At 42.5% G+C, this 24,852-nt stretch carries 20 protein-coding genes and 1 other annotated feature; of the genes, 3 read left to right on the plus strand and 17 right to left on the minus strand.

From position 1 onward, the window contains the following. Positions 1-75: 75 nt before the first annotated feature. The 4 genes from IGI72_RS15220 to hisS all read right to left on the minus strand — a co-directional run bounded on the left by IGI72_RS15220 (position 76) and on the right by hisS (position 6,259). Entirely contained in the window at positions 76-1,944 is a 1,869-nt protein-coding gene (locus IGI72_RS15220; RefSeq protein WP_008379546.1) for an acyltransferase family protein, read from the minus strand. Between the two features lie 198 nt (positions 1,945-2,142). Then, positions 2,143-3,018 (minus strand): YitT family protein, encoded by an 876-nt coding sequence (locus IGI72_RS15225; protein WP_010750004.1) that lies wholly within the window; start codon positions 3,016-3,018, stop codon positions 2,143-2,145. A gap of 155 nt (positions 3,019-3,173) precedes the next feature. Beyond that, positions 3,174-4,949, minus strand: coding sequence for an aspartate--tRNA ligase (aspS, locus tag IGI72_RS15230; protein ID WP_015510364.1), 1,776 nt, complete (start codon positions 4,947-4,949; stop codon positions 3,174-3,176). A gap of 11 nt (positions 4,950-4,960) precedes the next feature. Beyond that, on the minus strand, positions 4,961-6,259 hold the full coding sequence (hisS, locus tag IGI72_RS15235; protein ID WP_060791494.1) for a histidine--tRNA ligase: 1,299 nt from the start codon (positions 6,257-6,259) through the stop codon (positions 4,961-4,963). 362 nt (positions 6,260-6,621) lie between these two features. Continuing rightward, positions 6,622-6,829, minus strand: a binding site (T-box leader). A gap of 189 nt (positions 6,830-7,018) precedes the next feature. Between hisS and IGI72_RS15240 the strand changes: the two genes are divergently transcribed. Both IGI72_RS15240 and IGI72_RS15245 read left to right on the plus strand, forming a co-directional pair. Continuing rightward, entirely contained in the window at positions 7,019-7,453 is a 435-nt protein-coding gene (locus IGI72_RS15240; RefSeq protein WP_008379539.1) for an acyl-CoA thioesterase, read from the plus strand. Positions 7,454-7,543: 90 nt separating this feature from the next. Next, positions 7,544-7,714 carry a hypothetical protein gene (locus IGI72_RS15245; RefSeq protein ID WP_008379536.1) on the plus strand — a complete coding sequence of 57 codons (171 nt, stop codon included), beginning with the start codon at positions 7,544-7,546 and terminating at the stop codon, positions 7,712-7,714. A gap of 68 nt (positions 7,715-7,782) precedes the next feature. Here the strand turns inward: IGI72_RS15245 and IGI72_RS15250 are convergent, their stop codons facing one another. The 6 genes from IGI72_RS15250 to IGI72_RS15275 all read right to left on the minus strand — a co-directional run bounded on the left by IGI72_RS15250 (position 7,783) and on the right by IGI72_RS15275 (position 13,456). Beyond that, on the minus strand, positions 7,783-8,421 hold the full coding sequence (locus IGI72_RS15250) for a PepSY domain-containing protein (protein WP_010750007.1): 639 nt from the start codon (positions 8,419-8,421) through the stop codon (positions 7,783-7,785). Positions 8,422-8,528: 107 nt separating this feature from the next. Beyond that, positions 8,529-9,887, minus strand: coding sequence for a sensor histidine kinase (locus IGI72_RS15255; protein ID WP_060791497.1), 1,359 nt, complete (start codon positions 9,885-9,887; stop codon positions 8,529-8,531). Continuing rightward, positions 9,877-10,584: a response regulator transcription factor gene (locus IGI72_RS15260; protein WP_008379528.1), complete on the minus strand. Its 708-nt coding sequence runs from the start codon at positions 10,582-10,584 to the stop codon at positions 9,877-9,879. The genes IGI72_RS15255 and IGI72_RS15260 overlap by 11 nt, the downstream gene beginning before the upstream one ends. A gap of 141 nt (positions 10,585-10,725) precedes the next feature. Then, entirely contained in the window at positions 10,726-12,162 is a 1,437-nt protein-coding gene (locus tag IGI72_RS15265; protein WP_128487601.1) for an ABC transporter ATP-binding protein, read from the minus strand. Then, entirely contained in the window at positions 12,159-12,860 is a 702-nt protein-coding gene (locus IGI72_RS15270) for an energy-coupling factor transporter transmembrane component T (RefSeq protein WP_438754713.1), read from the minus strand. The genes IGI72_RS15265 and IGI72_RS15270 overlap by 4 nt, the downstream gene beginning before the upstream one ends. Continuing rightward, positions 12,857-13,456, minus strand: a complete 600-nt coding sequence (locus IGI72_RS15275) for an MptD family putative ECF transporter S component (protein WP_438754714.1) — start codon at positions 13,454-13,456, stop codon at positions 12,857-12,859. The genes IGI72_RS15270 and IGI72_RS15275 overlap by 4 nt, the downstream gene beginning before the upstream one ends. A gap of 553 nt (positions 13,457-14,009) precedes the next feature. Here IGI72_RS15275 and IGI72_RS15280 point away from each other — a divergent pair. Continuing rightward, a complete protein-coding gene (locus IGI72_RS15280; protein WP_159160685.1) occupies positions 14,010-14,585 on the plus strand; it encodes a helix-turn-helix transcriptional regulator in 576 nt (191 codons plus the stop codon). A 225-nt stretch (positions 14,586-14,810) separates the two neighbouring features. Here the strand turns inward: IGI72_RS15280 and IGI72_RS15285 are convergent, their stop codons facing one another. From IGI72_RS15285 to IGI72_RS15315, 7 genes are all read right to left on the minus strand, one after another. Continuing rightward, positions 14,811-16,283: a helix-turn-helix domain-containing protein gene (locus IGI72_RS15285; RefSeq protein ID WP_438754715.1), complete on the minus strand. Its 1,473-nt coding sequence runs from the start codon at positions 16,281-16,283 to the stop codon at positions 14,811-14,813. Between the two features lie 471 nt (positions 16,284-16,754). After that, a complete protein-coding gene (locus tag IGI72_RS15290; protein ID WP_128487591.1) occupies positions 16,755-17,135 on the minus strand; it encodes a DUF7006 family protein in 381 nt (126 codons plus the stop codon). Between the two features lie 190 nt (positions 17,136-17,325). Further along, positions 17,326-18,750 carry a hypothetical protein gene (locus tag IGI72_RS15295; RefSeq protein WP_438754716.1) on the minus strand — a complete coding sequence of 475 codons (1,425 nt, stop codon included), beginning with the start codon at positions 18,748-18,750 and terminating at the stop codon, positions 17,326-17,328. 2 nt (positions 18,751-18,752) lie between these two features. Beyond that, the gene (gene lepB / locus IGI72_RS15300; RefSeq protein ID WP_438754717.1) at positions 18,753-20,075 is read right to left on the minus strand and encodes a signal peptidase I; all 1,323 of its coding nucleotides are present in this window, start codon (positions 20,073-20,075) and stop codon (positions 18,753-18,755) included. Continuing rightward, positions 20,059-22,206, minus strand: a complete 2,148-nt coding sequence (locus IGI72_RS15305) for a glucosaminidase domain-containing protein (protein ID WP_438754718.1) — start codon at positions 22,204-22,206, stop codon at positions 20,059-20,061. Before IGI72_RS15305 ends, lepB begins: the two co-directional genes overlap by 17 nt. A gap of 82 nt (positions 22,207-22,288) precedes the next feature. Continuing rightward, complete coding sequence (locus IGI72_RS15310; protein ID WP_438754719.1) at positions 22,289-24,043, minus strand: class C sortase; 1,755 nt, start codon at positions 24,041-24,043, stop codon at positions 22,289-22,291. Between the two features lie 134 nt (positions 24,044-24,177). After that, positions 24,178-24,852, minus strand: coding sequence for a pilin N-terminal domain-containing protein (locus IGI72_RS15315; protein WP_156236563.1), 675 nt, complete (start codon positions 24,850-24,852; stop codon positions 24,178-24,180).

The raw sequence follows: 24,852 nt of genomic DNA on the forward strand, positions 1-24,852 counted from the left end.
AACGCTGCTCTTACAAAGCACCGTTTAAGACAAAAGACAAACCTTATGATTGCGTGAGGTTTGTCTTTTTCTTGTTTATTCCTCTTGTAAAATCGTTTGGGCAACTAGCTTCACGTATTGATCCATGCCATCTGGATTTGGATGGACCCGATCTTCATAGAACCATGACTCTTGGTCATTACTCAAATCATACCAATCGATCAAGGTCATATTGTCGTATTTTTCCGCCATGCGCTCCAACATCCGATTGACTTCATTTTGCCAACGCTGTGTCGGTACCCGCACATTGATCCAGTAGACTTTGCGATCACCGATCTCATTCATAAAGCTGTCAAATTGGGCTTCTGTAAAGGAACCATTCGTCCCTAGCCCCACAAGGACGGTATCCCGCAAAAGATTTTTTTCTTTCAAGTCTTTGATCAATTCAGGACTCGCATACAGCTGGCGCCCAACATCCCCATCAACTACCGCTTGGGTAAAGACTTCTTTCAAGTCAGCCGTTGCATCCAGCATCACGGAATCACCAAAAGCCGTGATTTCAAGAGATTCTGCTTTTTTCACTTGGGCTGCTGTTAAATCATATTTTTCCATGATATTTTTTTCATCTTCACTTGTGTTCGCCTCATCGTCTGCTTCATTGCCTTCAGCATTCGCATTCTTTTGCGATTGCTCTGCCGCTTTTTTATTGGCCGCAATGTTGTCTTTCAACTGCTGCTGCTGGGCATCGACATAATTCGTCGGTGCGGTCACGACGCCAAACAAAGCAACGAGGGTAATCAGTAAGCTGGGCACTAACCACGGTTTTTTCCAACTAAAAATCGGTTTACTGAACCAACCGCGGACCGTTCTGAATGTGTCTTTGTACTGGAATTTACGCATTGGGTTTTCGATAAACCGATAGGACAATTCACTGATAAACAAGATCAAGAATAGTTCCACTAACGTGTGCATCAGCACGTTCTCCCCGATATTCCCCACTTTTGCTTCGTAAAAAATCATCACTGGAAATTGATACAAATAGATCCCATAACTGCGCTTGCCAATATAACTGAAAATCGGATTACTCAATACCCGATTCAAGCTGGCTCCGGGATGAGCGGTGACTGCCACAAGAATCGTACATAGGATACTGATCAAGAACATGCCGCCATAATAGACAAAAGTCAAATGATCATCTAAGAAAAAGAACGCTGCGATCAGACCAGCCAAGGAAGCAAAGCCAGAGATATTCAAGACCCGTTTGGCTTTTTGCGGTATCTCTTTCTTCAAATGGGTACTTGGCCAAATGAATGCTAAGGCACTCCCCATCCAGATCGAAAAGAGCCGCGTATCCGTTCCATAATAGACCCGTGTCGGATCAGCGCCTGGTGTGTAAAGGACTGCTAACAGAATTGCCGACAAAATCGTGACTGCGGCAGTAAATTTAAAGGCGCGATGCCTCTGCTTGCCGATTTTCATCAACAAAATAAACACTAAAGGCCAAATCAGATAGTTCTGTCCCTCTACAGCCAGCGACCACAGATGGGTAAAGGGGGATTCATTACCGAACCGATCAAAATAGGACAACCCATGATTGATCTGCCACCAGTTGTTGTAATACAGCAACGAGCTAACAAAAACCCCGCGCAAATTATTCAACAGGTTTCGCTGGAACAACGTGATATATGCTGCTGAGATAAGCAGCATCACCACCATTCCTGGATAGAGCCGTTTCATCCGCCGAACATAAAAATCTTTGACTTTGATTTTGCCGTTTTGATCCCACTCTTGCCTCAGCAAGTCAGTGATTAAATAACCTGATACGACAAAGAATACTGGAACTCCTAAATACCCGCCTCGCATATGAGTAGGTAGTAAATGATATAAAATAACGCCGATGACTGCCAAGGTTCGAATGCCGTCAAACCCGGTAATATAGCGGCTTGTGCTTAAACGTTTATTCATTTTTCAACCACTTTTCTCTAATTGATCCAATTGTTTCATAAAAAAACAATTTCAGCATGAACGCTATTGATTCCATACTCTCATAATTTACCAGAAATCCCCCATATAAAGCTAGCAACATCTGCTATATTTCAAAAAAATTAATTTTTGGCGAAAAAAAAGTACTTCTATAAAGAAATACTTTTTTCAACTCCTTTTTCACAGTTCTTCTTCATAAAAGCGACCCAAAATCTGGACATTTTCTGCAATACTGACAAAGGCTTTTGGATCGGCTTCTTTCATGGCACTGCGCAGCATCGGCAGTTCAAAGCGTGTCACTACCGTCAGCAAAACCGTTTGTTTGTCATGCTTGTACGCCCCTTCGGCTTCATTGATGATGGTAATCCCTCGCCGCATATGTTTTTGGATCGTTTGAATGACTTCTTCTGGGTTGCGGGTGATGATCGTCACCTGCATTTTCTTTTGCTTCGTAAAGACCGCATCCGTCACTTTTCCACTGACAAAAATCGCGATCGCACTATACAACGCATATTGCCAGCCAAACAAGATCCCTGCGGCGAACAAAATAACAATGTTAAAGAAAATCGATATCGAGCCGATCGTCTTCCCTGTCCGTTTGCGGATGGCAATGCTGACAAAATCCAGCCCTCCTGAAGAAAGACCATTCTTCAAAGCATAGCCGATCCCCACCCCGTTGATGGCACCACCGAAAATCGCACAGATCATCGGGTCCGTCGTAACGGTTTCTTCGGGTAAAATTTGCACGAATAAGGAGGTGAGTAAAACAGTAATTCCAGTAAAAATCGTAAACTTGTGGCCGATCTTAAACCAACCTAGAAAAAATAATGGCACATTCAACAATAATAGCGCAAGGGATAAGGGGATATAAAACCCGAGCCCTTCTCTTGAGATCGTGGTGATGATCTGAGCGACACCCGTAATGCCGCTGGAATAAATATTACCTGGTTGATAGAAGAAATTGACCGCAATCGATGCCAGCAGCGCATAGACGATCGAAAACGAAAGTTTGTTGGCGTATTCTGGATGAGGGAGCCATTTAAACAGAGGAGTCATTGCATTTCATAGCCTCACTTTTTTGATTTGCCTTTATTATACTTCAGCTCATAAAAAAAGAAACGAGCAATGAAAGAAATGGGTGAATTCTCATGAACTTTTTTCATTCATTCACCAATTTCTATTTCATCACTCATTTCATCATGGTTTAACGCTTATTCGTTTTCTTCAACCGTTGTTACATCGATGTTCAAGTCAAACAATTGCATTGGCGAAACGGTACTTGGCGCTTGAGACATTGGATCAGCTGCTTTCCCATTTTTAGGGAAAGCAATGACTTCGCGAATGTTTTCTTCACCAGCCAAGAGCATCACTAACCGGTCTAACCCAAGGGCGATGCCGCCATGTGGTGGGAAACCATAATCCAAAGCATCCAATAAGAAGCCAAATTGATTTTGCATCTCGCGACGTGAGAAGCCTAGCGCTTCAAACATTTGCTCTTGCACTTCCCGTGTATGGATACGCAATGATCCGCCACCTAGCTCGTAACCGTTTAGCACGATATCGTAGGCTTGCGCATAGACTTTTGAAGGGTCTGTCGTTAACAACGGCAGATCGCTTTCTTTTGGCAATGTGAACGGATGGTGAGCAGAAACATAGCGACCTGCTTCTTCATCGTATTCAAATTGCGGCCAGTCAGTAACCCATAGGAAGTTGAATTTGCTCTCGTCGATCAAGCCTAATTCTTTTCCTAATTTATTACGGATCGCACCTAACGTTGCTGAAACGATCGCAAAGGAATCGGCACCAAACATCAGAATATCGCCAACTTCCGCATTGGCTGCTGCAATGATCGCGTCGGTCGCTTCTGTCAAGAATTTAGCGATCGGTCCTTTCAATCCATCTTCTTCAACTTTGACCCATGCCAATCCTTTGGCACCAAATTGACCAGCGTAATGGCCTAGATTGTCCATGTCTTTTCTGGAGTATTTGTCTGCAGCCCCTTTGGCGTTCAAGACTTTCACAACGCCGCCTTTTTCAAGAGCCATTTGGAAGACTTTAAAATCAACGTCTTTCACAACTTCAGATAAGTCGATAAGCTCCATGTCAAACCGTGTATCTGGTTTGTCACTGCCGTAGCGTCCCATTGCCTCATCATAGGTCATCCGTGGGAATGGCAAGGTAACTTCGATGCCTTTGACTTCTCGCATCACTTTTGCCAACAGCTCTTCCGTATAGGTTTGGATTTCTTCTGCCGTCAAGAAAGAGGTTTCGATATCGACTTGGGTAAATTCTGGTTGACGGTCGCCCCGCAAATCTTCGTCACGGAAGCAACGTACGATTTGATAGTAGCGATCGAAGCCAGCACCCATCAATAACTGTTTAAAAATTTGTGGTGATTGCGGCAACGCATAGAAATGACCTGGATAGATCCGTGAAGGAACCAAATAATCCCGCGCACCCTCTGGTGTTGATTTTCCTAGATAAGGTGTTTCGATATCCAAGAAGTCGTTCGTATCTAAGAAATTGCGGATCGCTTGCGTCGTTTTCGCCCGCATCACGATGTTGTTCGTCATTTTTGGACGACGCAAGTCTAAATAACGGTATTTCATGCGAATCTCATCGCCAACGGTTTGATCATCTTCAATCAAAAAGGCTGGTGTTTTTGCAGTGTTTAAAATCGTGATTTCGCTGATCATCACTTCATAGGCACCTGTCACCATTTTCGGATTGATGGCTTCTGGTGCACGATTGATGACTTGACCTGTTACTTCTAACACATATTCACTGCGGCATTTGTCCGCGATTTCCCAGGCTTCTTTCGAAACCTCAGGATTGAAGACGATTTGCACGATCCCTTCTCGGTCGCGCAAGTCAATAAAGATTACGCCCCCTAAGTCACGGCGCTTTTGCACCCAGCCTTTTAGAGTTACTGTCTGGTTTAAATGGGTCTCATTTACTAACCCGCAATATACTGTACGTTTTGTCATTCTTTTTCTCCTCACTCAAACATTTTGGTTGTCATTTCATCGTAGATCTCATCGAAGCGGGCATAAAGATCCGCTAACGGAAATTGTTTTTCTTCACGGCTTGCCATGGATTTGATATTGATCACTTGTTCTGCTAATTCTGTTTCGCCTAGAGTCAGAACCAACCGTGCTCCTTGTTTATCAGCAGATTTAAACTGGGCTTTGGCTTTACGATCCATGAAATCACGATCGGCAGAAAAACCGAAATTACGAATCGCTTGCACGACTTTCAGCGCTTCTAAATTGGTTTCTTGTCCCAAACCAACCACATACGCATCTAACTCATTCAAAGCAGGAATCACAACTTCTTCGGCTTCCATAGTGATCAATAAACGTTCGATCCCTAAAGCAAAACCAAAACCAGGTGTTTCTGGTCCGCCTAGCTCTTCCACTAAATGATTGTAACGACCGCCGGCACAGATGGTGGCTTGCGCCCCCATTTTTGGTGCCTCACTCATGATCTCAAAAATCGTGTGGGTATAATAATCCAGACCGCGCACCATGTTTGAATCGATCTCATAAGGGATCTCCAACGCATCCAGCATACTCGTTACGGTTTCAAAATGTGCCTTGGCATCTGGTGTTAAGTAGTCTAGGATCGATGGTGCATCCGCCACGAATTTTTGGTCTCGCTTGTCCTTGCTGTCAAGGACCCGCAAAGGATTTTCATGCAAGCGGCGTTTTGAATCCTCACTAAGCTCCGCTTCATGGGGCGCTAGATAGTCGATCAACGCTTGGCGATAGTTTTGGCGTGTTTCTTTGTCGCCTAATGAATTGATGACCAAGCGCAATTGACTCAGTCCTAATTGACGATAAAAATCCATTGCCATCGCCATTGTCTCAACATCGGTCGCTGGATTTGCTGAACCGAAAACTTCGACACCGATTTGGTGGAATTGACGCAAACGGCCTTTTTGCGGACGTTCATAACGGAACATTGGTCCCATGTAAAACACTTTATAAGGCTTCGTATGTTCTGGTCCGAATAGTTTGTTTTCGACATAAGAACGAGCGATCGGTGCGGTGCCTTCTGGACGCAACGTCACATGACGCTCTCCTTTATCGTAGAAATCATACATTTCTTTTGAAACGATATCCGTTGTGTCCCCGACACTGCGGGCGATCACTTCAAAGTGCTCAAAAATCGGTGTCCGAATTTCGTTGAATTGATAATCGCGAAACACTAAGCGTGCTGTTTCTTCCACAAATTGCCATTTTTCGGATTCTCCTGGCAAAATATCGTTGGTTCCTTTTGGACGTTGGTAACTCATCGTATGCATCCTCCTATTTGTTTCATGGTTGCCCATGTTCTTTGCTTTCATTGCTTGTTTGCTTATTCACCTATTGCTTGTTGCTCATTGATGTGGGTGGGTTGTTCTCGTGTTTGACTTTTGGGTTATTGCGCTCTTTGCCGTTGGTTGCTGGTCATCATTTCGTTGGCTTCGACTGCAATTGAACAAAGCAAAAATGCCAGGTACAGCTTTCATGTCTCACTTCCTGCGTCAATCAACGTGATTCCTAGTTCGGTTACTACGCTCCCTGTGGTCGCCTAGTACTGTTCATCATCTGCTCTGTTCCGCTTTGCGGACCAGTCGCAGTGATTCACAGCAAAAAACTCGCCCTTGTTTTTTTATACAAGGGCGAGTTTTGATTACACGCGGTACCACCTAAATTCGAGAAATGTTCTTCTCCTTCGCTCGATTAACGCTCGGTCACGGAACAGCTTTTCTTCTGTTCATCTCCAGATTGTCTTTCCTTTACACGTCCTAAACTGCTTTCAGCCGGGGCAGTTTTCTCTTTTAAGGAGTAGAATAAAGTACTCGATCCTTCACTGATTTTTGATATTATCTATAAACTACAAGAAAGCTATGAAAAAGTCAAGGTGTTTCACTGTCTTTTTCACTCCGCTGCTCTCTAGTAGCATTTTCTCTAGTGGTCAACACAAAGAAGCTCTCCTTCTGTTTGCTTTTCTTCCTTTTTGCGTTATGCTGAATAACGAAGGTTTTGTTTCTATGAAAGGAGCTGTTTTTATGTCTTTATATTCAGGCTATATCCGTCAACCACACTACTATGAGACCGATCAAATGGCGATCATCCATCATGCCAATTATATCCGCTGGTTTGAAGAGGCCCGCGTGGAATTACTCGCGTTTTTGGATTTACCGTATCATACCATCGAAGAAGCGGGCTTGATCGTTCCCGTGCTGGAAGTCAGTGCGCAATACAAAACGATGATTCGCTACGAAGATGAGGTGCGAATCGATGTTTTGGTCGACAAATATACTGGCACGCGTTTGGATTTTCGCTATGAGATCTACAAAACTAGCGATGGTCAGTTGGCAACGACGGGGACTTCAAAGCATTGTTTTTTAGCAAAAGAGACCAATCGCATCGTGCAGCTGAAGCGTAGTTTTCCTGAAATCCATCAACGATTTGCTGATTATGCTGCCCTGTCAGGGGAATAATCAATTCTGATCACTCATTTAAGTCAAAATCCTTGCTTTTTGAAACGGCTTTCGTATAATCAAAAGTAATTTCAGGGAAGGATGATGGCGATGTACGTGATTAAAGTTTTGCATGGTTACATTGGCAAAGATGGTCGTCGCACTCGTGAAAAAATTCCAGACAAGTTATGGGTCTTTGAAGATCGGAAGCAGTCCGAAGCATTTGCAGATAAAATTGGTGGTCGCGTCAAACCGTTAACTGAAGTCAAACAGCATACGTAAAAAAATAAGCCGTTATCGTCTTTTGCGCATAGACGATAGCGGCTTATCTTTTTTACTGCGAAACAGGATTAGTCATCCAATTCGGTTTCTAGTACTTCACCTGTTTGGGCATTGATTTTCACATCTGTTTGTTTGTTGCCATCTTCTACCTTGACTTCCCAATAGGTTACATTCATTTCTTTGTCTAATGACCAATCTGTTGCTTGACCACCGCCAGCTTCTTTCACGGCGATATCAGAAATTTCTTCCAATGAAAGCAAGTTGGTTAGGTCCAATTGATCGGCATCTTTTTTGACACCGTTTTGTTCATCGGCATCCAATTTTTCCGTTCTTTCTTCAGAAGTTTCTTTGGTTTCTGCATCAATCTTTAATTCAAACTCATTCGTGTCATCCACGCCTTCTACTTGGTAGAAGTAATTGCCAAAAGAAGTATCCAAATCAATCGAAGTGATCGCTGCATCTGGGTATTTGTCTTGGAATATTTGGATCGCTTCTTCTACGGTCACTGTAGGTAAGCCGCCGTTGGCGATCGCTGCACTGCTTGAAGAGCTGTCTGTTGCTTGTGACGACGTTGTTTCACTTGATGAGGCAACTGCTGTGCTTGAGCTGCTGTTTTGCGCAGGTTCTGAATTTCCAGTGTTGTTTTGTGTACATCCTGCCAATAATCCTAATGCGGCAATTCCGAATAAAATAGTTGTTTTTTTCATGTTTCATTCCTCCAATTGTTTGTGTATTCCTTTTTTCTATATATTTAGAATAACAAGTTCCTCATGAAAAAGAATCAAAAATGCTTGAAGAAAATCTAAAAAAATCTTCATCTTTCTCTTTCATTTGGAAAGGCAAGTTTAAAGATACTGCCTTGCGGTTGATTGTCTGTCACGGTAATTTTGGCATGATACTTGTCTGCCAGCTGTTTTACCAGTGAAAGCCCGATGCCTGAACCAGCAATCTGGCTTGAACGAGAATCTTCTACTCGATAGAACCGTTCGAAAATCAAGGCTTTCTTATCATCGGGAATCCCAATGCCAAAATCGGCGACGGTCAAAGACATCTGTCTCTGCTCTTGCGTCAAGGTCACATGAATCGGCTGATCGGCAGGTGAATACTTCGCGGCATTTTCTAACAGGTTTTGGATGATTTGCTGGAAGTCACGTTTATGCCCACGTTTCATACATTGGTTCTCCACAAAATATTCAATCGATTGCGGAACGATCGTCGCTTGTTTTTCACACTCTTCTCGGACGATCTGGGAAACATCAACAAAGGTCATTTCATCTTGGGATTGATTTTTTTCTAGGTCCAACAATTGATTGCTCAATGTTTCCAAACGCTTCGACTCTTTGTCGATAAACGCCATTGAGGAAGGAATGACTTCGGGATGTTTGGTTCCACGCCGCTGGATCAATTGGACATGTCCGCGAATCGCAGCTAAAGGTGTTCGCAGCTCATGGGAAGCATCGGCAACGAACCGTTTTTCCCGCTCGATCGTCTCTCGCTGTTCTTTCAATAATTTATTAAAGGCCAATGCCACCGAACGAATCTCGATGGGCTCTTCAGAAACCGTCAGTTCTCCTGTTCGACTTTGTTCAATGGCAGCAATTTCTTGCGCCATACCAGTAAGCTTCTGACTCCATTTCCCGACACTCCAATAAATCAGCAGACTGCCCACGACAACAGCGATCAGATTCAAGAAACTGCTGATCATAAAGAGGCCATAGGCTAATTCCACACTATCCTCCCCATTGATAGCGATCGTCACCTGATCCCCATCGACTTCTTGGGTTTTCGTGTAATAGATGCCCTCCTCTGTAAAAACGATGTCTTCGAGAAAAGGAATCACTCGCCCTTGATTGATATCGGCAAAAATCTCTTCCGCATCTTCTGATGAAACGACACTGCCATCGGCTAAGATCACTTGCAGGGCGTCTTCTTCATCTGCCGAGACATAGGCATTGACGAGAAAGTCCCAGGCATCCCCTGATGCCTCACCTTTTTCGATGGCTTCAAGGATGTTGCTGGCACGATTTTCGATATGTTCAAACAAATAACCTACGGATAATAAAATAAACAGCAGATTGAAGAGAATCAGCAGACCAAAGAGAATCAAGGAAAAGCGGCTCGTCAATTGAAATTGGGCTGTTTTTCTACGTTGGTTGGCTGATTTATTCTTCATGATCGGTCCTCAAGACATAGCCTAATCCACGAACGGTTGCGATCATTTTGCCTTTGCCGCAAACATCCAGCTTGTTCCTCAGTGTGCGGATATAGACATCTACAACATTCGTTTGGCCGTCGTATTCATAGCCCCAAATCTCATTCAATAGGTCATCTCTCGTTTTGACGACCTCGGGTTCTTTCATCAATTCATATAAAATGCCAAACTCTTTGGGCGTCAACTCAATGGTTTCACCGGCAACCTGAACCAAGTGCTTGGCGATGTCCATCATCAGCTCCCCCGCCACTAATTGGTTTTGCTGGTTCTTTTGTTGTTTGGCTTCTCGTTGCAACCGCCGCTCGATCACCCGAATTCTGGCAAACAGTTCTTCGATTTCAAAAGGTTTCGTTAAATAATCATCTAATCCGACATCAAGCCCCGTCACCACATCGGCGGTTTGATTTCTGGCGGTCATCATCAAAATCGGGATGTCGCTTTCTTTGCGTATCCGCCGCGCCACTGTGATGCCGTCATAGATTGGCAGCATCCAATCCAATAAAATCAGATCAAAGGCATTTGCTTGCTGATTGAACAAGGTCAATGCCTCTTGCCCATCTTTGGCCCAGACCGTGTCATATCCCTCAAAAGTCAATTCGGTCTGAATAAAACTGGCTAAACTTTCTTCGTCTTCTACTAGCAAGATCTTCAAGGCCATATGCACTCCTCCTCCTGTTTTGCTTCTATCATAACGGATTTTTTCGAAACTTCCTAACTGATTGAAAGAAAAAAATCATGAAGATTTTTTCATGTTCAACAAAAAAAGACGGCATGAACCAAGGTCCACTCCGTCTTTCATTTATTCCATATTTTTTGCTAGCTGATACGTGCCAACGAGTTCCCCTTGTTGGAGTTGAAGCACGTAAGGACATGTTTCAGCTAAAAACTCACGATCATGACTGATCACCGCTAATAAATCAACTTCCTTAGCGACTGTTCGCAACAGTTTTGCGACTTCTTCCATTTGCTGCAAATCTAACCCACTCGTTGGTTCATCGAAAAACAACAAGCGTTTACCAGAAAGCAGGGCACTGCCGATGGCAACTCGTTGTTTTTCCCCTCCTGACAAGCTTTGCGGATGTCGGGCAAGGAGTGGTGTTAAGTGCAACAATGAGACAATTTCTTCAAAACGAGCTGGGTTTTGGGCTTTGATCAGCAGCTCTTTTTCCACCGTTTCAAAAAACAGCTGCAAGTTGACATCCTGCATCACAAGAAAGCTTTCCTGCAGCAGCTGCTTTTGGGTCCGCTTTTGTCCATTGATGGCAAATACTGCTTCTGGGCATTTTTTCAATCCTGACAGGACTTGCACCAACGTACTTTTGCCAGCACCATTTGGTCCAACGATCCCCACAGCTTGCTTCGTCGGCAATTGTAGTTCAGGCAAATTAAGCGCCCAATTTCTGCTGTTTGCTGAGCGTTTCGATTGCTTGATCTGCAGATGCGTTGCCCTTAATCCAGACTTTTCTGGCAAAGATTCTCGGCAGTGCTGAGTTTCCAATGCCGCCTCGCCTACTTTTCGCAATCCCAACTCGTGAATTGCCTCCTCGGGCAGTGACAAAAGCTGAGCTGCTGGATAAGACGCCCGCAATCGTCCTGCTTCTAATAGACAGAAGCGATCTGCCAGTGGCGCCAAATACGCCAAGCGGTGTTCGGCGATCACAATGGTTTTCCCTTGTTGTTTTAAAGAAGCCAATCCTTGAGTCAACTTTTGGATCGCTTCTTGATCCAAATTACTGGAAGGCTCATCCAATAAGAACACATCATGGGGCAACATCGTGGCTGCAGCGAGAGCAATCAGCTGCTTCTCCCCACCAGATAGGTCAAAGACACTAGCATCAAGCAACGGGGTCAGGGAAAACTGCTGTGCTACTTCGGTGATTCGCTGCCGAATGTTTTCTGGTGCGACGCCCGCATTTTCCATCGAAAAAGCCAACTCCGAATAGACATCCGTGGTGAAAAATTGCGTCTTGGGGTTTTGAAAGACGACGCCAATCGTCTGGGCATAATGGGAGAAATCGGCAACTGGCAAGTCTGTTTCTCCGACACGGATCTTTCCTTGCACTTCGGCGGGATACAGCTCAGGGATCAAGCCATTCAAAACATTGAGCAAGGTCGATTTGCCGCTGCCGCTAGCGCCGCACAAAACGATGACTTCCCCAGCTGCGACCGTCAAAGAGAGCTCAGATAATACGGTCCGATTTTCTCGTTTCACTGACACTTGTTCTAATGTGATCATCCAAGCCACATCCTTTTCACGATAAAGCCGCATAATGCTAAAAAGACCAAGCCATCCCACCAGCGCAGCTTCAGTTCGTGGACGGTGGTATGGGGAGTTTCTGATGCTAACCCGCGAACCAGCGCCGTAGCCGACAGTTCGGTTGCGGTCTTTTCAGCCGACATCAGTAATGGGATCAAAAAATACTCCGCACTTTGCAGTGGATGAAGCAAGATCGATCTTGCCGACAGCGAGATGCCGCGAAAGCGCATCGCTTGGCGAATACTTTTGAAATCTTGTACCAATGTGGGAAAAAAACGAAATAAGACTGCCAGCGGGACTAATAATACGTTGGGCACGTGCATTTTTTGCAGCGCAGCCATCCACTCACTGTTTTTCGTCCCGCTAATGGCAAAAGCCGCCGCCATGATCGTTGGCAATAAGCGGCGATAACCGACGGAAAAGAAATCCAGCAACACGATTAGTACGTGGTTGCCTTGGCGAAACAAAAAACTATCTGCCAGTGTCAGCAAAACAAACACGCCATAGAGCAGCAAGCCTTTTTTCCAAAAGCCGCTGACTATAAATAGCAGCAGTAAGAAAGTGACAAAGGCAAACTCATCGATCCAGCTGATGGTCACCATCATAGTAAAACTAGCAAAGAGAATCACCGCTAATTTGCTGCGGGGATCAAACCTTGTTTTCGACACATTCCTCACCCTTTATGCGATTGGATCGTTGGTTGAAAATGTTTTTCCATCAAGCGACTGCCGATACCTAAACCAGCCACCGCACCAATCAAAACCGCCAATGCACAAAGCCCTAACATCAAATTGGAGGTATGAGCAAACACGCCGGCAATGTAGGTTTCATCTTTTCCGCGAGTCACTAATGAATCGATGTAGGCATTTTTCATAAACCACAGGGGTAAGATCGGACCCATCAAGCCAAAACTAAAGACGATATAACTCGCCAGTACGCGAACGTTTCCTTTGAGCTTTGTTTTGTATTGGATCAAATCAGCTGCTAAGGCACAAATCATATTGGGCAAAAAGGCCAATGGAAAATGTCCTGAAATCAAAAAAAAGAGCCCTACCACGGTACCCATAATGGTGATTGCGCCAAATTTCGGTACTTTATTCAATAAAATCAGATAGATAATGCCAGAAAACAAAGCGGTGACTGCTGGAATAAATAAATTATGAAAACCTGGGATCACAAAACGCAAAATCAATAGACAGACGCTCATTAAAAGAAAATAGATCGCTGTATAGATCCCTACTGCAATTAAATCTTGAACCTTTAGTTTTTTCACTGCGTATACGCTCCTTCTTGCAAGCAATCAATGAAAAAACCGTTGCTGCTTGCTTGTACAAACTTATTTTTACAAAGCCTCAGTATAGCACAAAGCAGACATTTTTATGGGGAGATATGCTTACCAACAGTCGATTTTCTTCTAAAACAGAACCAACAAATAGAGGTGTCTTCTGAAGGGCTCCATTTTCAACACACAGGTACCTTTAAAGATCCACTAATGGAAAAATGAATCTTTCACACGCTTAGTTGTTTTCTCCTCTTCCCATCTTTGCGAAATGAATGAATAATAGACAAGGACAAACACTTAAAATCAGCAAAGACTCGCCATCTTTTTTCTTTTTTTTAGAAACCACCAGGTATGTCTATAAAAAAACAATAACCAAGTTGACCGTCGCTTGGTAACGGAAGAAAATCAACGCTGTACTGCTATGTAAACACCCCAAACCCAACTGTAAAAACATTTTGACACTTGATTTCAAGGCATTGTCAAAGACATTTGATCGTTAGAATGCAGACATTGGCCTAAACTAATGGTAGAAGGAGCGGATAAAATGAACTTAAGCAAACAAATAAAAAAACATCGGGAACGATTAAGTCTCTCTCAGGAAGGGCTGGCAGAAAAACTCTATGTCTCCCGACAAACGATCTCCAATTGGGAGAATGAAAAAAGCTATCCTGATGTTCACAATTTATTATTGCTCAGTGTTCTATTTGATGTTTCTTTAGATGAATTAGTCAAAGGGGATGTTGAACAAATGAAAGAAACGATTGAGAAAACAGAAATGGATCGTTACACAAAAATGATGCTGCTTTTTATACTATTGACCGCACTCTCTGTTGGGCCTGCTCTTTATTTACCCGGATACTGGTGGATTGTCCCGCCTCTATGTTTTTGGCTCGTCTCCATGTATGCCGCATTAAAGATCGAAAAAATCAAGAAAACCCAAAATATCAAAACGTATAAAGAGATCGTTGCCTTCATGGAAAATCAAGACCTCGATGCCATTAGAAAAAAGCGCGACGTCAAAAAAGATTTCCTTTCAACAGCAGTCATCGTCGTGGTCTTTATCTTGATCGTCGGCATCATCGCATGGCTTAGTACACTGCCGCATTTACTGATGCGCTGACAAAAAATACAGGGTGTAGCTGCTTTTCATAAATGAGTAGCTGCACCCTTTTTTTCAATTCAATGGTCCTCACAAACTCCTGACACGAACATTTCTATTCCTAAGATAGATGCGGTTAGAACAAAAAGCCCATTAAATGTTTCCTTACTTCACAAAAAATTGAGCAAGACAAGTCAAACCGCTGATCTTGCTCAATGAAATAGAAAACTGTTTCTTCTATTTCCCCTAATCATCACTTAATAAACGATAGTATTTTTCATCCCTTACTTTATCGATATAATTGATCACGCGATTCCAATCAGAAAGGTATTGCTTTTCTCCCCATTGGTAAAGATGGGGTTGATTTTTCGTATAGTACTTCGAGATATCGATTGCGTAATCCGAAATAATGACATCTGGAAAATCTTTGATCCTTACAATGTTGATTGGGCGGGGGCTCATCCGCACCAGCTTTTGCTTTTGGACTTCTTCTTCAATCCCCCGACTTTTTGATTCGATCGTTACCCTGACTGGAGTATCGTAATCAGATAAAATATAGTAAAGAATCTGCGAAGCATAATATTTAAAGGAATTGGAATTGAGAATATTTAGCCATGCTTTATTTTCCACTTCATGCTTACGAGAGATTTTTTCTAATACAGTAAACCAATAATGGTATTGCCTTTCGACTTCTGAAAGGGTGATGTAATCCCCAAAGGAATCAATTTTATTCCCTAAACCAAACGTCAAAAGAAAAGAAAAAATATAGGTAGCATTGATAAAAAGCAGCTTTCGTTCATTGGATCCAAAAGAAAAATGGATTTGTTTTTCAATCAAAGTGATCCAGTCATCTATAAACACACGATAATCGTTCATATACATTGGTGATTGAAGACGAAGCTGACTCAAAGACTCTTGGGAATAGCTTTGCCCTACCGTAAACATATAGAAATGATAGATCAGCTCTTCCTTTGGCAAATCTTTTTCATAAATGCGATTTGCTTCGAAAAAAGGCAGCAAAAGCTCTTTATCAAAGGTGATCTGATCCATAAAAGGGTTATAAAACTTCTTGACACTTTCTGGTATCTCTTTGATGAGATTTCCTTGTTTTATTCTCGTGACAGAAACAGCCAACAGATTAATGAAGCGTTCCTTTGCTGCATGCCGTAGAAAAGGAAAATAGATGGATAAAGCTTGGTACAGGTCTGTCGCACTTTGCTCAACGATTGGCGGTCGGTTGCTTTCGATCTCATCATACACATGCCAATAAAAGCTGTGGAAGAAATAGCGAATGCGGTACTCTTCCCCACCCAAGTATTCTGACCTTTTTAAATTCAAATCCAATTTGTAATGTTCCAAAATTGGCGCAAAGGTCCCGATCTGCCGTTGCACGGTCCGTCCACTCACATATTGACTTTGACTAAAGGCTTCCAGTGTCTTGAACTTTTGATAAAAAATAGCATCCCAGATGATGAAAAGCAGCGTAGATTTGGTTAAATTGACTCGAATTTTATTGTATAAAAACTTTTCGGAAAAAGTGACTTTGATTACTTTGTTATCTCTAGACATAGTAAATTCAGGATACCCCTTTTGAATGGTATCCACTTGCTCTAGCACGTTATTTAACACAGGATATGAGATATTTAATTCATCAACAACATCTTTATAGGTATAGGTGTCTTGGTATGAGCGATAATAGAATAAAAAAAACTTTTGCACTAAGCGATCCTGTCCTCTTAAAAAAGAATCTAGCACATAGAAGCCCCCTTAATTTAGTAGGAATTAGTATATAGCAGCATACCTATAGCAATTCAACCTATTTGCTTTAAGGAAAATGAAAAAAAAACAGGTTAAACTTTTGAATAATCTGAGGACAAAAGTTCAAACTGCTTTTTTACAAATAGATGAAGGCTAAGAAATTACTATTTAAAAAAAATAAATAACTCATTTTACTTTCGATACATTTTTCCTTATAAACCAGACTTAATAATTACTTAATAATTGTCTGAAAACCAAAGCCAATCATCTTTGAGCCTATTATCCATAAAAAATAACGTGCTTTTTTAACACCCGATCCGTATGAACAAGCACACTTTCTTCTGACTTGTTGCTTTCCCAAAGAATATTTATGTTATTTTCCCCTTCACCTTTCTTTCGATGTCCAACAATCATATCTCAGTAGTACGCCCTCTAGCTTATGGAAAAATGGAGAGAATGCGGCGTAGTATCAACCAAAGTCATCCCACATTTCTCTTTAAAATACGTTTGACAGTCCTTTTTCGCCGTTTTCACCACTTCTTCTTCAGTGAAGACCCGCTTCTCTTTTTTGGTTGTGATCTCACTCAATTCAAGCAGAATCAAAATTTGTGCCTCTAAACTATTGATATTTGCCCATTGTTGAAAAAAATTTCCACTATTGATTTGATCGATCTGTTCTTCCAGCTCACCACAAATCTGAAGAATCCGTTCTTTCACATGAGGCAAATTATCTGAAAAACGAGGATCATTCACTTTGTCCCTATAGTAATTTAAATAATCATTCATATTATTTATTTGAAATAGCTGGCTCATTTGATATCCTCCCCTACCGTTAAAAACAACGATTCATCTTTTCCTCTTCCCATTTTTTACTCTCTTCTTGATTAAGCGTTATCCTCGCTTCCCCCTGCCATCGGTATTCCTTTGATTTCATCCCCGCAATCTGCTGCGCCTGATGAAGTAGTTTTCTAAAATGATCATTTATCACTTCACTTTTTCTACACTAGTTTTCCATCTGCTCTGCTTGCGGATCACTTTTATCAAAGTCCACTTGCAAGTTGCCTGAGGCCAATTGCCGAACTTTCTCTTGAAGATCGCTATACATGGATGACACGGTCTCTTTGGATTCATCAATTTCAATCAAAATTTTACGCGCTTTGTTTTCCATACCTTCTAATTCTAGTTTGGCCGCTTTGATCAAATGATCGGCTTCTGTTTGCGCTTCTTCTAAGGTCCGACTCGCTTGTTTTTTGGCGGTCAACAAAACCTCGCCGATTTCTTTTTGCGAATACTCGATCTCCTTTGTCAGCTGCTCGTTTTGTTGAATGAGTTGATTGATTTTTTCCTGTGCCTCTACATACAAGTCGTACTCACTTCCTTGTAAAAATTCTCCCGACTCGATACGACTTTGCAGCGCTGCTAATTCAGCATTGCTTTGTTCTAATTGGGAAAACTGCTCATTAAATACCCGTTCTTTTTCTTCGTATTGCGATTGATAAGAAGCGGCTTCTTCAGTAGCTTTGACTAATTGAATCGTTAGCGCATTTTTTTCAGCACTTAATTGTGCGATTTGTTCCAAGGGTTCTTCCAGTTGACTGATTTCTTTTTGCAGCTTTTGATTTTCTTTTGTGGCTGCTTGCAGCAGCTGACTGGTTTCGATCAATTGTTCCGCTTGTTGTTCACTTTCCTTTAATTGCGTTCGTAACTGTTGGTTTTCTCCAAGAGCATGAAGCAACTCATTTGATAAGGCTGTTTTTTCTTCAAGTACTCGTTGTAGCTCTTCTTTTGTCGTTTCAAGTTTCATACGCATCTCCTCCATTTGTTTTACTCCTTCAAATATTTCTGCCTGCTGAATGTTCATGGTTTGTTCTAACTGTGTATTTGTCTCATGAAACGTCGTTGCTTGTTGTTCCATCAAGTCAACATGTCCTTGTAGCTCATCCATTTTCACAACTTTTAGCATCATTTCTTTTTGTAATTCTTGATTTTGCCTTTCGAGCAAGTGTTGTTCTTCTATCGCCATTTGTTTTTCTTCTTCCGCTTTTTCAAGCGCTGCTTGTAAGTCGGCAAGTTGTTGTTCGAATGCTTGAATCTCTGATTTTAGGTCTTCCTGTGGTACGGATTCGGTTTCGTCATTGGCTTCTTCCATGACAACGGAATCTTCTTTTGCCTCTAATGCTTGGCTGGTCTTATCCACAGCTCCCCCCTCTTCAAGATCTGGCATTTCGTCAGTCGTTGTTTGTTGATCATCCAAGTGTTTTTCTGCGAGTAAGCGTTCATGAACAAGCTCCTGCGCGATTCGGTTGTCCCCTAATATTGGGAAATCCGCCGTTTCTTCTTGATCCAGTGAAAGCAGTTCATCTGGCACACTGTTGATTTCATCAATGATATTTTTTGTGAAAAACCAGCTGTCTTTATTTTTTGCCATAATTATCCTTTTCCTTTCTGTTCGTTCACTTCATTTTTTTCTACTTTAGAAAATGCATCGGTATCCTTCTCACGAAGAAAAATCTCTTCATAGATTGTTTCAGTTTCTTTCTCAGTGGTCATTTGAATTTCGATCGTAATCTGCATGAGCTTCGGAATTTCTTTGGATTCTGCTACAAAAGCGGTGATATTGTCCTCGATTTTTTTGCGGTTTTCTTCATTCTCAGTCGCTCCTGTCATGGCGATCGACAATGTTTGGGAAGGAACATCTAATGAAATAATTGCTTGTGTTAAGCCAAAATAAGGGACGAGCTTTTGTGTCAGCTCCGTTTCAATTTTCGGTTGCAGGGCTTCTTGCTCTTGACTTTTCGTTAGTGCTTCCCAAGAGATGTCAGTAAGTCCAATGCCTTCTTCTGGATACGAGCGAACAGTAACCTTGGACAGCACTTCATTTTGTTGAGTTTTTATTTTCTGAACCTCTTTTTCCAATTGTGTTACTTGCTCGTTTCGTTGAAGAAACTGATTTTCAACTTGGAACAAAGAAACCATCAGTAAAAAAACGACGACGCCCATTAAGAGGGTGGTTATCATTAAAAACAGGGTCGTTTTCTGCGTTTCCAGTTGCTTTAATATTTGTAGTTTCTTGTAAAAAACAGCTGGATGACCTGTCAGTTTTTTTGCTTGTTCCATCCGATAATGAATCAGGAAGCGACTAGCTAAAATTCCAAATACCAAAAGGATTACTCCTATCGCGATTCCTTTTATAATCAACACTTGACGACCTCCTTTTACGCTTGGCAGAATAGCAGTTAAGATGCCTTCCACTTGCGTTTTTTTGATTAAGCCAAAGCTGCGACTGTCTTTTGAGACAGCCATATGATCCCCCAGAACAAAATAATAGCCTGCAGGAATTTCATGCAATTCTTTTAATTGCTCAGCAACGTTGGCTTGTAGTTTTACTTGAATCGTAGAAGCAAAGGCTGACTCTGTTTCAAAGTCAAGAATCAGCACATCGTTTTGAACAATAAGTTTATCTCCTGGCACCCCAATGATTCGCTTGATAAACATTCCTTCCTCACTGAAAGCGGAAAACGCAACGGTTGCATAACGTTGTAAGGTTTGTGTTTTTTTGATAGCTACCTGTTGACCATCTTTAATAGTCGGTTCCATCGAGCTGCCAGCCACTGGATGAATACTATACTGCGTAAAAAAGAAAGCAATAAGGCTCACACTGACGACGCCGATGAGTAAGAGTAAAACATAAGCGAAGGTCATTTTGTGATTGGCGGCAACCTTTTCTTTTTCTGTTTTACTTAGGTTCCACATAGGTCACTAACTCCGAATAGGCTAAATCATTGCCAATGACCCGATAAGAGATTTTTGTGCCGCCGACGACATTTCCTTCGGAGATCAAGATTCCTTCATCGGTCACCGCTTCAACAAAAGCAACGTGTCCGTAATTCGGATCAGATCCGGCTGTTCCAGGGGTAAATGAAATAAGCCATCCTGCTTTAGGTACTTGACTTGTTTCGTAGCCTAGACGCTTCGCAGTTGCCCCCCACTCGCCACCATTTCCCATATAGTCATCAACTGATTTCCCTAATTGCGCCACACGATTGTAGGCATACCAGGTACATTGCCCCACGGGATAGGATCCCGATACATTGTAATTTTTCCCATCATAGTCGGGATACGTCATTTCCTTTCGATAGGTTTCTGGAATTTTCTCTTTTCCTACCATGATGCTACTGGTTGATGTCGTACTTGCACTCAAGGGTTGATCATATTGGGTTAAGTGGTACGCAGCGATCAAAGAACTGATTTTTTGATTATAGGTCGTGTCCGTCGCATACTTCCCGGTGAGGGCATCTGCCGCTCGCAAATAGTTTTTGGCAGTGGAACGCCACGTGTCTTGATAAAACAGTTCATTGCCCTGAATGCCTCCTCGAAGCAAGCTGACATAGTCACCAAGGGATTGTGCATAACTAGGGTATTTGCGAAAAGCAGCTTGAATTGTATACAACTCCCCATTTCCACGGTCTTCTTGGGTAGCAAAACTCACTGATGCTCCTTGATAACTTCCCTTTACTCCAAATAAATTATAGTTTGGTGCACTTGATAATGCGCTGGTTCCCGAGCCGCTTTCTAAAATCGCTTGCGCAATCATTACCGAAGCAAAGACATCGTAATCAAGACCTAACTTTTGTGCCGATTTTGCAATGGCTTGAATGAATGTTTGTGTTTGAGCGTTTTCGGAGAAATCCATTGAAGCAGGGTACGCTTTTTCCACTTCTTTGCCATAGGTTGTCAGCTTGTTCTCAGCAAGCCGCTGAACAGTTAATGATTCATCCGCCAATTTCTCTTTTGAAAGAAGACCAATCTTTGCAACCTTCTGGTTAGCCAACTCTGAGTGTTCTTCGATTTCTTTGGTTGTCGGTTCTCCAACCGTTACGTAATGGTCACCGCCTAAATACAAGCCCAGCAGTTTTCCCTGATGGTACAACAAGTCTCCCGCTTGTTTTTCTTCACGAGGAATTTCTTCTTTATGGCTCGTTTTCAGTGATTGATCAAAGAGATTCTCCAACAGGGTATTGATGAGAACTTCCGTGCTTTCTAGAGGGATCTTTTTTCCATCCTCATTTTTTTCGTTACTGAGTTCGAAAAGCCCCACTTGCTTGATGCCTTCATAAATCAAAATGGCTTTACTCTTATCTGTGAATGTCTTTAAAAGCGGCAGTTCAAAGCCTTTTAGATCCGTTTCAGCAACCTCACTTACTCGGAGGGAATCATCTAGCGTGGTCCCATTGATCTCAGACAAGAGTTGTGAAACGGCTGACTCAGGCAAACGCTCTTTATTGAATGTCTCTGATTGGGTATTAGCAGGAAGGGCAACGCTTTGCTCTTGTTTTGCTGGTGAACTAGACGCCGCTGGTTTCTTGTCTTTTTCTAGTTCTTCATCGGCAACAGCTTCGGTAGACGTTTCCGTAGAACTTGGCGTAGTTGCCGTTGGTTCTTTTGAAGAAGACGAAACATTACTCGTACTGGAAGAAGTTGGTTCCGAGCTCGGTGTCGTTGATTCACTTGTTTCCGTCGGTGTTGACGTTTCGCTAGGAGCAGTACTTGCTTCAGTCGATTGACTGGTGGAACTTTCAGAGCTAGTAGGAGTTGTTTCTGATTCAACTGGCGCTGAGCTGACGGTCTCCTGACTATCTTCTGAAGAAGTAGCGGGAACTTCTTCACTTGGCACGGTACTTGGCACGGTCACTTCTTCTGAGCTCATCGGAACTTCCATACTTTCCGTACTAGATGGCACTGTTTCTTCGGGAAGCTCCAGAACACTGGCATCAGTTGCTTCCGCAGCGGATTGGTCTTCCGCATGTAACGGCTGACCGATCCCATTTTGGATCACTAGTAATCCGAATAAGGCTGTACAAACAGCAATGGTCTTTTTTTTCATGGTTGCACCTTCTTTTTTCCTTTCTTTGATTAACACTTTTCTGACAGAGGGAACTTTTCACATTTTTCTTGCCGCTGAACGATTAACGGATAATACTAAAGAATAAGATCGGGAGCATAAAGAACAAAAACATCGGTAACATCGTCTGAAGCGGATCTTTGACGAACCGTGCAGCAACGATCATGGCAAAGCTTTGAAAAAATGAAATTGGATTTTCTTCAACGATTTTCCCAGTGGACTTTTCGGTCGATTGCTTCAGACCCATGGTAGCCATTTCTGCTTTCGTCATTCCCTGAATCGATTCCACCGCCTGCAATTCTCCTTGAACGACTCGTCGATAAGGCGTTCCTATATTCCCCTCACATCGCAAAAGCGTGAGGATCGGCGAGGCTCCTGGTTTGTTTTTTTCAATGTAAGAAACCTCTGTTTCTTCGACCACTTTATTGAGAGAGACCGTATAGATATAGACATCTTTAAAATCGGTCGTATAGATCTTGTCCCCTTCTTCTAAAAACTTGATGCGATGCATCAGTACATCTTGTTCATAAATGTTATGGGCGAGCAAAACGTAGTTGTCTTTTCCTAATTGCTGTTCTTGGCGAAATGTTGCTGCCCCCGTTAATAAATTTTGGTTGGCTAATCCAGCGAGTATCGGCAAATCAATCGATTGCTCTGGGATCACGAGCTTCCCGATTCCCCAGTTGTTTGTTGAAAGCTGCAATGCGCTCTTGGCACTTGCATAATCCGCCACATTCACACTGGCAATTTGTTTTTCTTCATAATCAGCACGTTGTATCTTACTCAAATTGTAGTCACTCAACGTCTCTTCAACCCCTACATCAACGGCAGCTGTTGCGGTTTCTTGCTGCATTTGTAAGTACCCATAAAAGGCAACCGCTAAAATCGCCAACATGCTAAGAAAGACGAGTGCAAAATACGTTTTCGTCACAAAGAAGAGTCGTTTCAGATTTTTGCGTCCTCGCTCGGATCGTTTCGGATCTGGCGAACGAAAATAGCGTAACCAATAGCGGTAAACCATGATCAGGATCAAGAAAAGAACCAGGTTGATCGCAAGTGTCCCTAAAACGATATTTTGGTAGCTCCACACGTTACGCTTGGTTACCTTCTTTTGTATCGCATAGCTATATGGCACTCTTTTTCCTGTAACCAGCAAGCGGTAAGTGTTGATTCCAGGTGGGGTACACGTGAGTAAAGTCACTTCATCTTTCCCCGAGTTGATTTTTACTTTCTCCACTTCACTTGGTAAGATTTCTTCAAATGAAGTGATCTGATAGGCCAACCGTTCTCCTAAAATATTGATAAAAAACAAATCGCCTTCTACTAGATTTCGTACATCCGTAAATAGGACCTGATTTTTCACCCCGCTGTGTCCTGTTATCACAGAGCGGGTATTTTCACCGCCGATCGGGATCGACGTTGGTTCGAAATGCCCTAAGCCCTTATCAAGGGTTTTATAAGAAGTACCATGATAAAAGGGCATCTCTTTAATATCAATTGCTGGAATATCAACGGTTCCCATGACACCAGATTGATTTTTCAAGGCACTTTCATAAACGACCGGTTCAGGATTTTCTCCTTGCTGCTTCGCAAAAATATACTCGTTATACTTTTGTGCTAACTCGTATTGTGCTTTTTTTTCCTGCTCACTCATTTTTTCCATGGTTTGGTCATAAGCGACCTCTGCTTGGCTTCGTTCTCGATTGGATAAATAATTGCCGATGATTGGATAAAGAAGTACGAGGAACCCAACCGTTATCATAGTAATGGCAAAAATCATTAAGAATGAGTGCTTTTTTCTTGGTTGACGTTGCCTCATTTTTTCTCCTTTCCCATCTTTGACCCGACTGTTTATGTTTCGGTCAATTTGTATGTATCTGTTTTTTTATAACTAAGTACCTTTATTGAAAAAAGCAGGACAGTTTTTTTAGGACTGCCCTGCCTAACGAGCCATTAAAACTTGTTGTGTTTCGTCTTCAGAGCCCTTATCCCAATCGCGCCCATACTAATGATAAACACTAGAATAAGGTACAATGGTTGCGCATTTCCGATATTTCCACTCGTTTGCGGCAGCCGTTGCGTGCCCCCATCAGGAGTGGTTCCTGGAGGGGTCGTTCCTGTTGCATCCACCACACTTGATTTAGGATAGAGAAAGACTTCTTTTAACGCCTCCCCTTCCCGTTGTGGCAAAGGAACCTCCACAATGACTGGGTCCATCACTGATTTCAACAATTGATTGTCTTTTTCAATGACTTGATAGGTCCCACTAGCTAAATCAGCAACCCGTGCCAATCCATTTTGATCGGTGGTGACGGTTATTGAAAAAGCATCTTCTCCGACGACTGGTTCAAAGGTCGATTGTCCTTGGACAGGTGATACCCTCGTGATCTCATAAGAGATTCCTGGTAAAGGAGCAAGAACATTGCCGTTTTCATCTACGACTTGATCGACTTTCGTTCCATCCATAGGCAACTCAGAAGAAAGAACCGTAGAATCACTTAACTTATATTTCAAAATTGAAATCGCATAGGATTCATTGCTTGCTTCAGCAGCATGTGCTGGAATCGAAGATACCCCTAGCCCTAATAGAAAGAGGAACGCGAGAAAGAAAACCGATATTTTTTTCAT

Source organism: Enterococcus sp. DIV1059_2 (assembly GCF_051713685.1).
In the GTDB taxonomy this organism is placed as follows: Bacteria; Bacillota; Bacilli; order Lactobacillales; family Enterococcaceae; genus Enterococcus_D; species Enterococcus_D casseliflavus.

Coding starts and splice junctions, on each gene's coding strand:
- hisS (WP_060791494.1), bottom strand. CDS start 6,259: ATGAGTTACCAACGTCCAAAAGGAACCAACGATATTTTGCCAGGAGAA.
- IGI72_RS15280 (WP_159160685.1), top strand. CDS start 14,010: ATGAACTTAAGCAAACAAATAAAAAAACATCGGGAACGATTAAGTCTC.
- IGI72_RS15250 (WP_010750007.1), bottom strand. CDS start 8,421: ATGAAAAAAACAACTATTTTATTCGGAATTGCCGCATTAGGATTATTG.
- IGI72_RS15305 (WP_438754718.1), bottom strand. CDS start 22,206: ATGAAAAAAAAGACCATTGCTGTTTGTACAGCCTTATTCGGATTACTA.
- IGI72_RS15220 (WP_008379546.1), bottom strand. CDS start 1,944: ATGAATAAACGTTTAAGCACAAGCCGCTATATTACCGGGTTTGACGGC.
- IGI72_RS15265 (WP_128487601.1), bottom strand. CDS start 12,162: ATGATCACATTAGAACAAGTGTCAGTGAAACGAGAAAATCGGACCGTA.
- IGI72_RS15295 (WP_438754716.1), bottom strand. CDS start 18,750: ATGGCAAAAAATAAAGACAGCTGGTTTTTCACAAAAAATATCATTGAT.
- IGI72_RS15240 (WP_008379539.1), top strand. CDS start 7,019: ATGTCTTTATATTCAGGCTATATCCGTCAACCACACTACTATGAGACC.
- aspS (WP_015510364.1), bottom strand. CDS start 4,949: ATGACAAAACGTACAGTATATTGCGGGTTAGTAAATGAGACCCATTTA.
- IGI72_RS15315 (WP_156236563.1), bottom strand. CDS start 24,852: ATGAAAAAAATATCGGTTTTCTTTCTCGCGTTCCTCTTTCTATTAGGG.
- IGI72_RS15245 (WP_008379536.1), top strand. CDS start 7,544: ATGTACGTGATTAAAGTTTTGCATGGTTACATTGGCAAAGATGGTCGT.
- IGI72_RS15290 (WP_128487591.1), bottom strand. CDS start 17,135: ATGAGCCAGCTATTTCAAATAAATAATATGAATGATTATTTAAATTAC.
- IGI72_RS15310 (WP_438754719.1), bottom strand. CDS start 24,043: ATGAGGCAACGTCAACCAAGAAAAAAGCACTCATTCTTAATGATTTTT.
- lepB (WP_438754717.1), bottom strand. CDS start 20,075: ATGTGGAACCTAAGTAAAACAGAAAAAGAAAAGGTTGCCGCCAATCAC.
- IGI72_RS15225 (WP_010750004.1), bottom strand. CDS start 3,018: ATGACTCCTCTGTTTAAATGGCTCCCTCATCCAGAATACGCCAACAAA.
- IGI72_RS15260 (WP_008379528.1), bottom strand. CDS start 10,584: ATGGCCTTGAAGATCTTGCTAGTAGAAGACGAAGAAAGTTTAGCCAGT.
- IGI72_RS15255 (WP_060791497.1), bottom strand. CDS start 9,887: ATGAAGAATAAATCAGCCAACCAACGTAGAAAAACAGCCCAATTTCAA.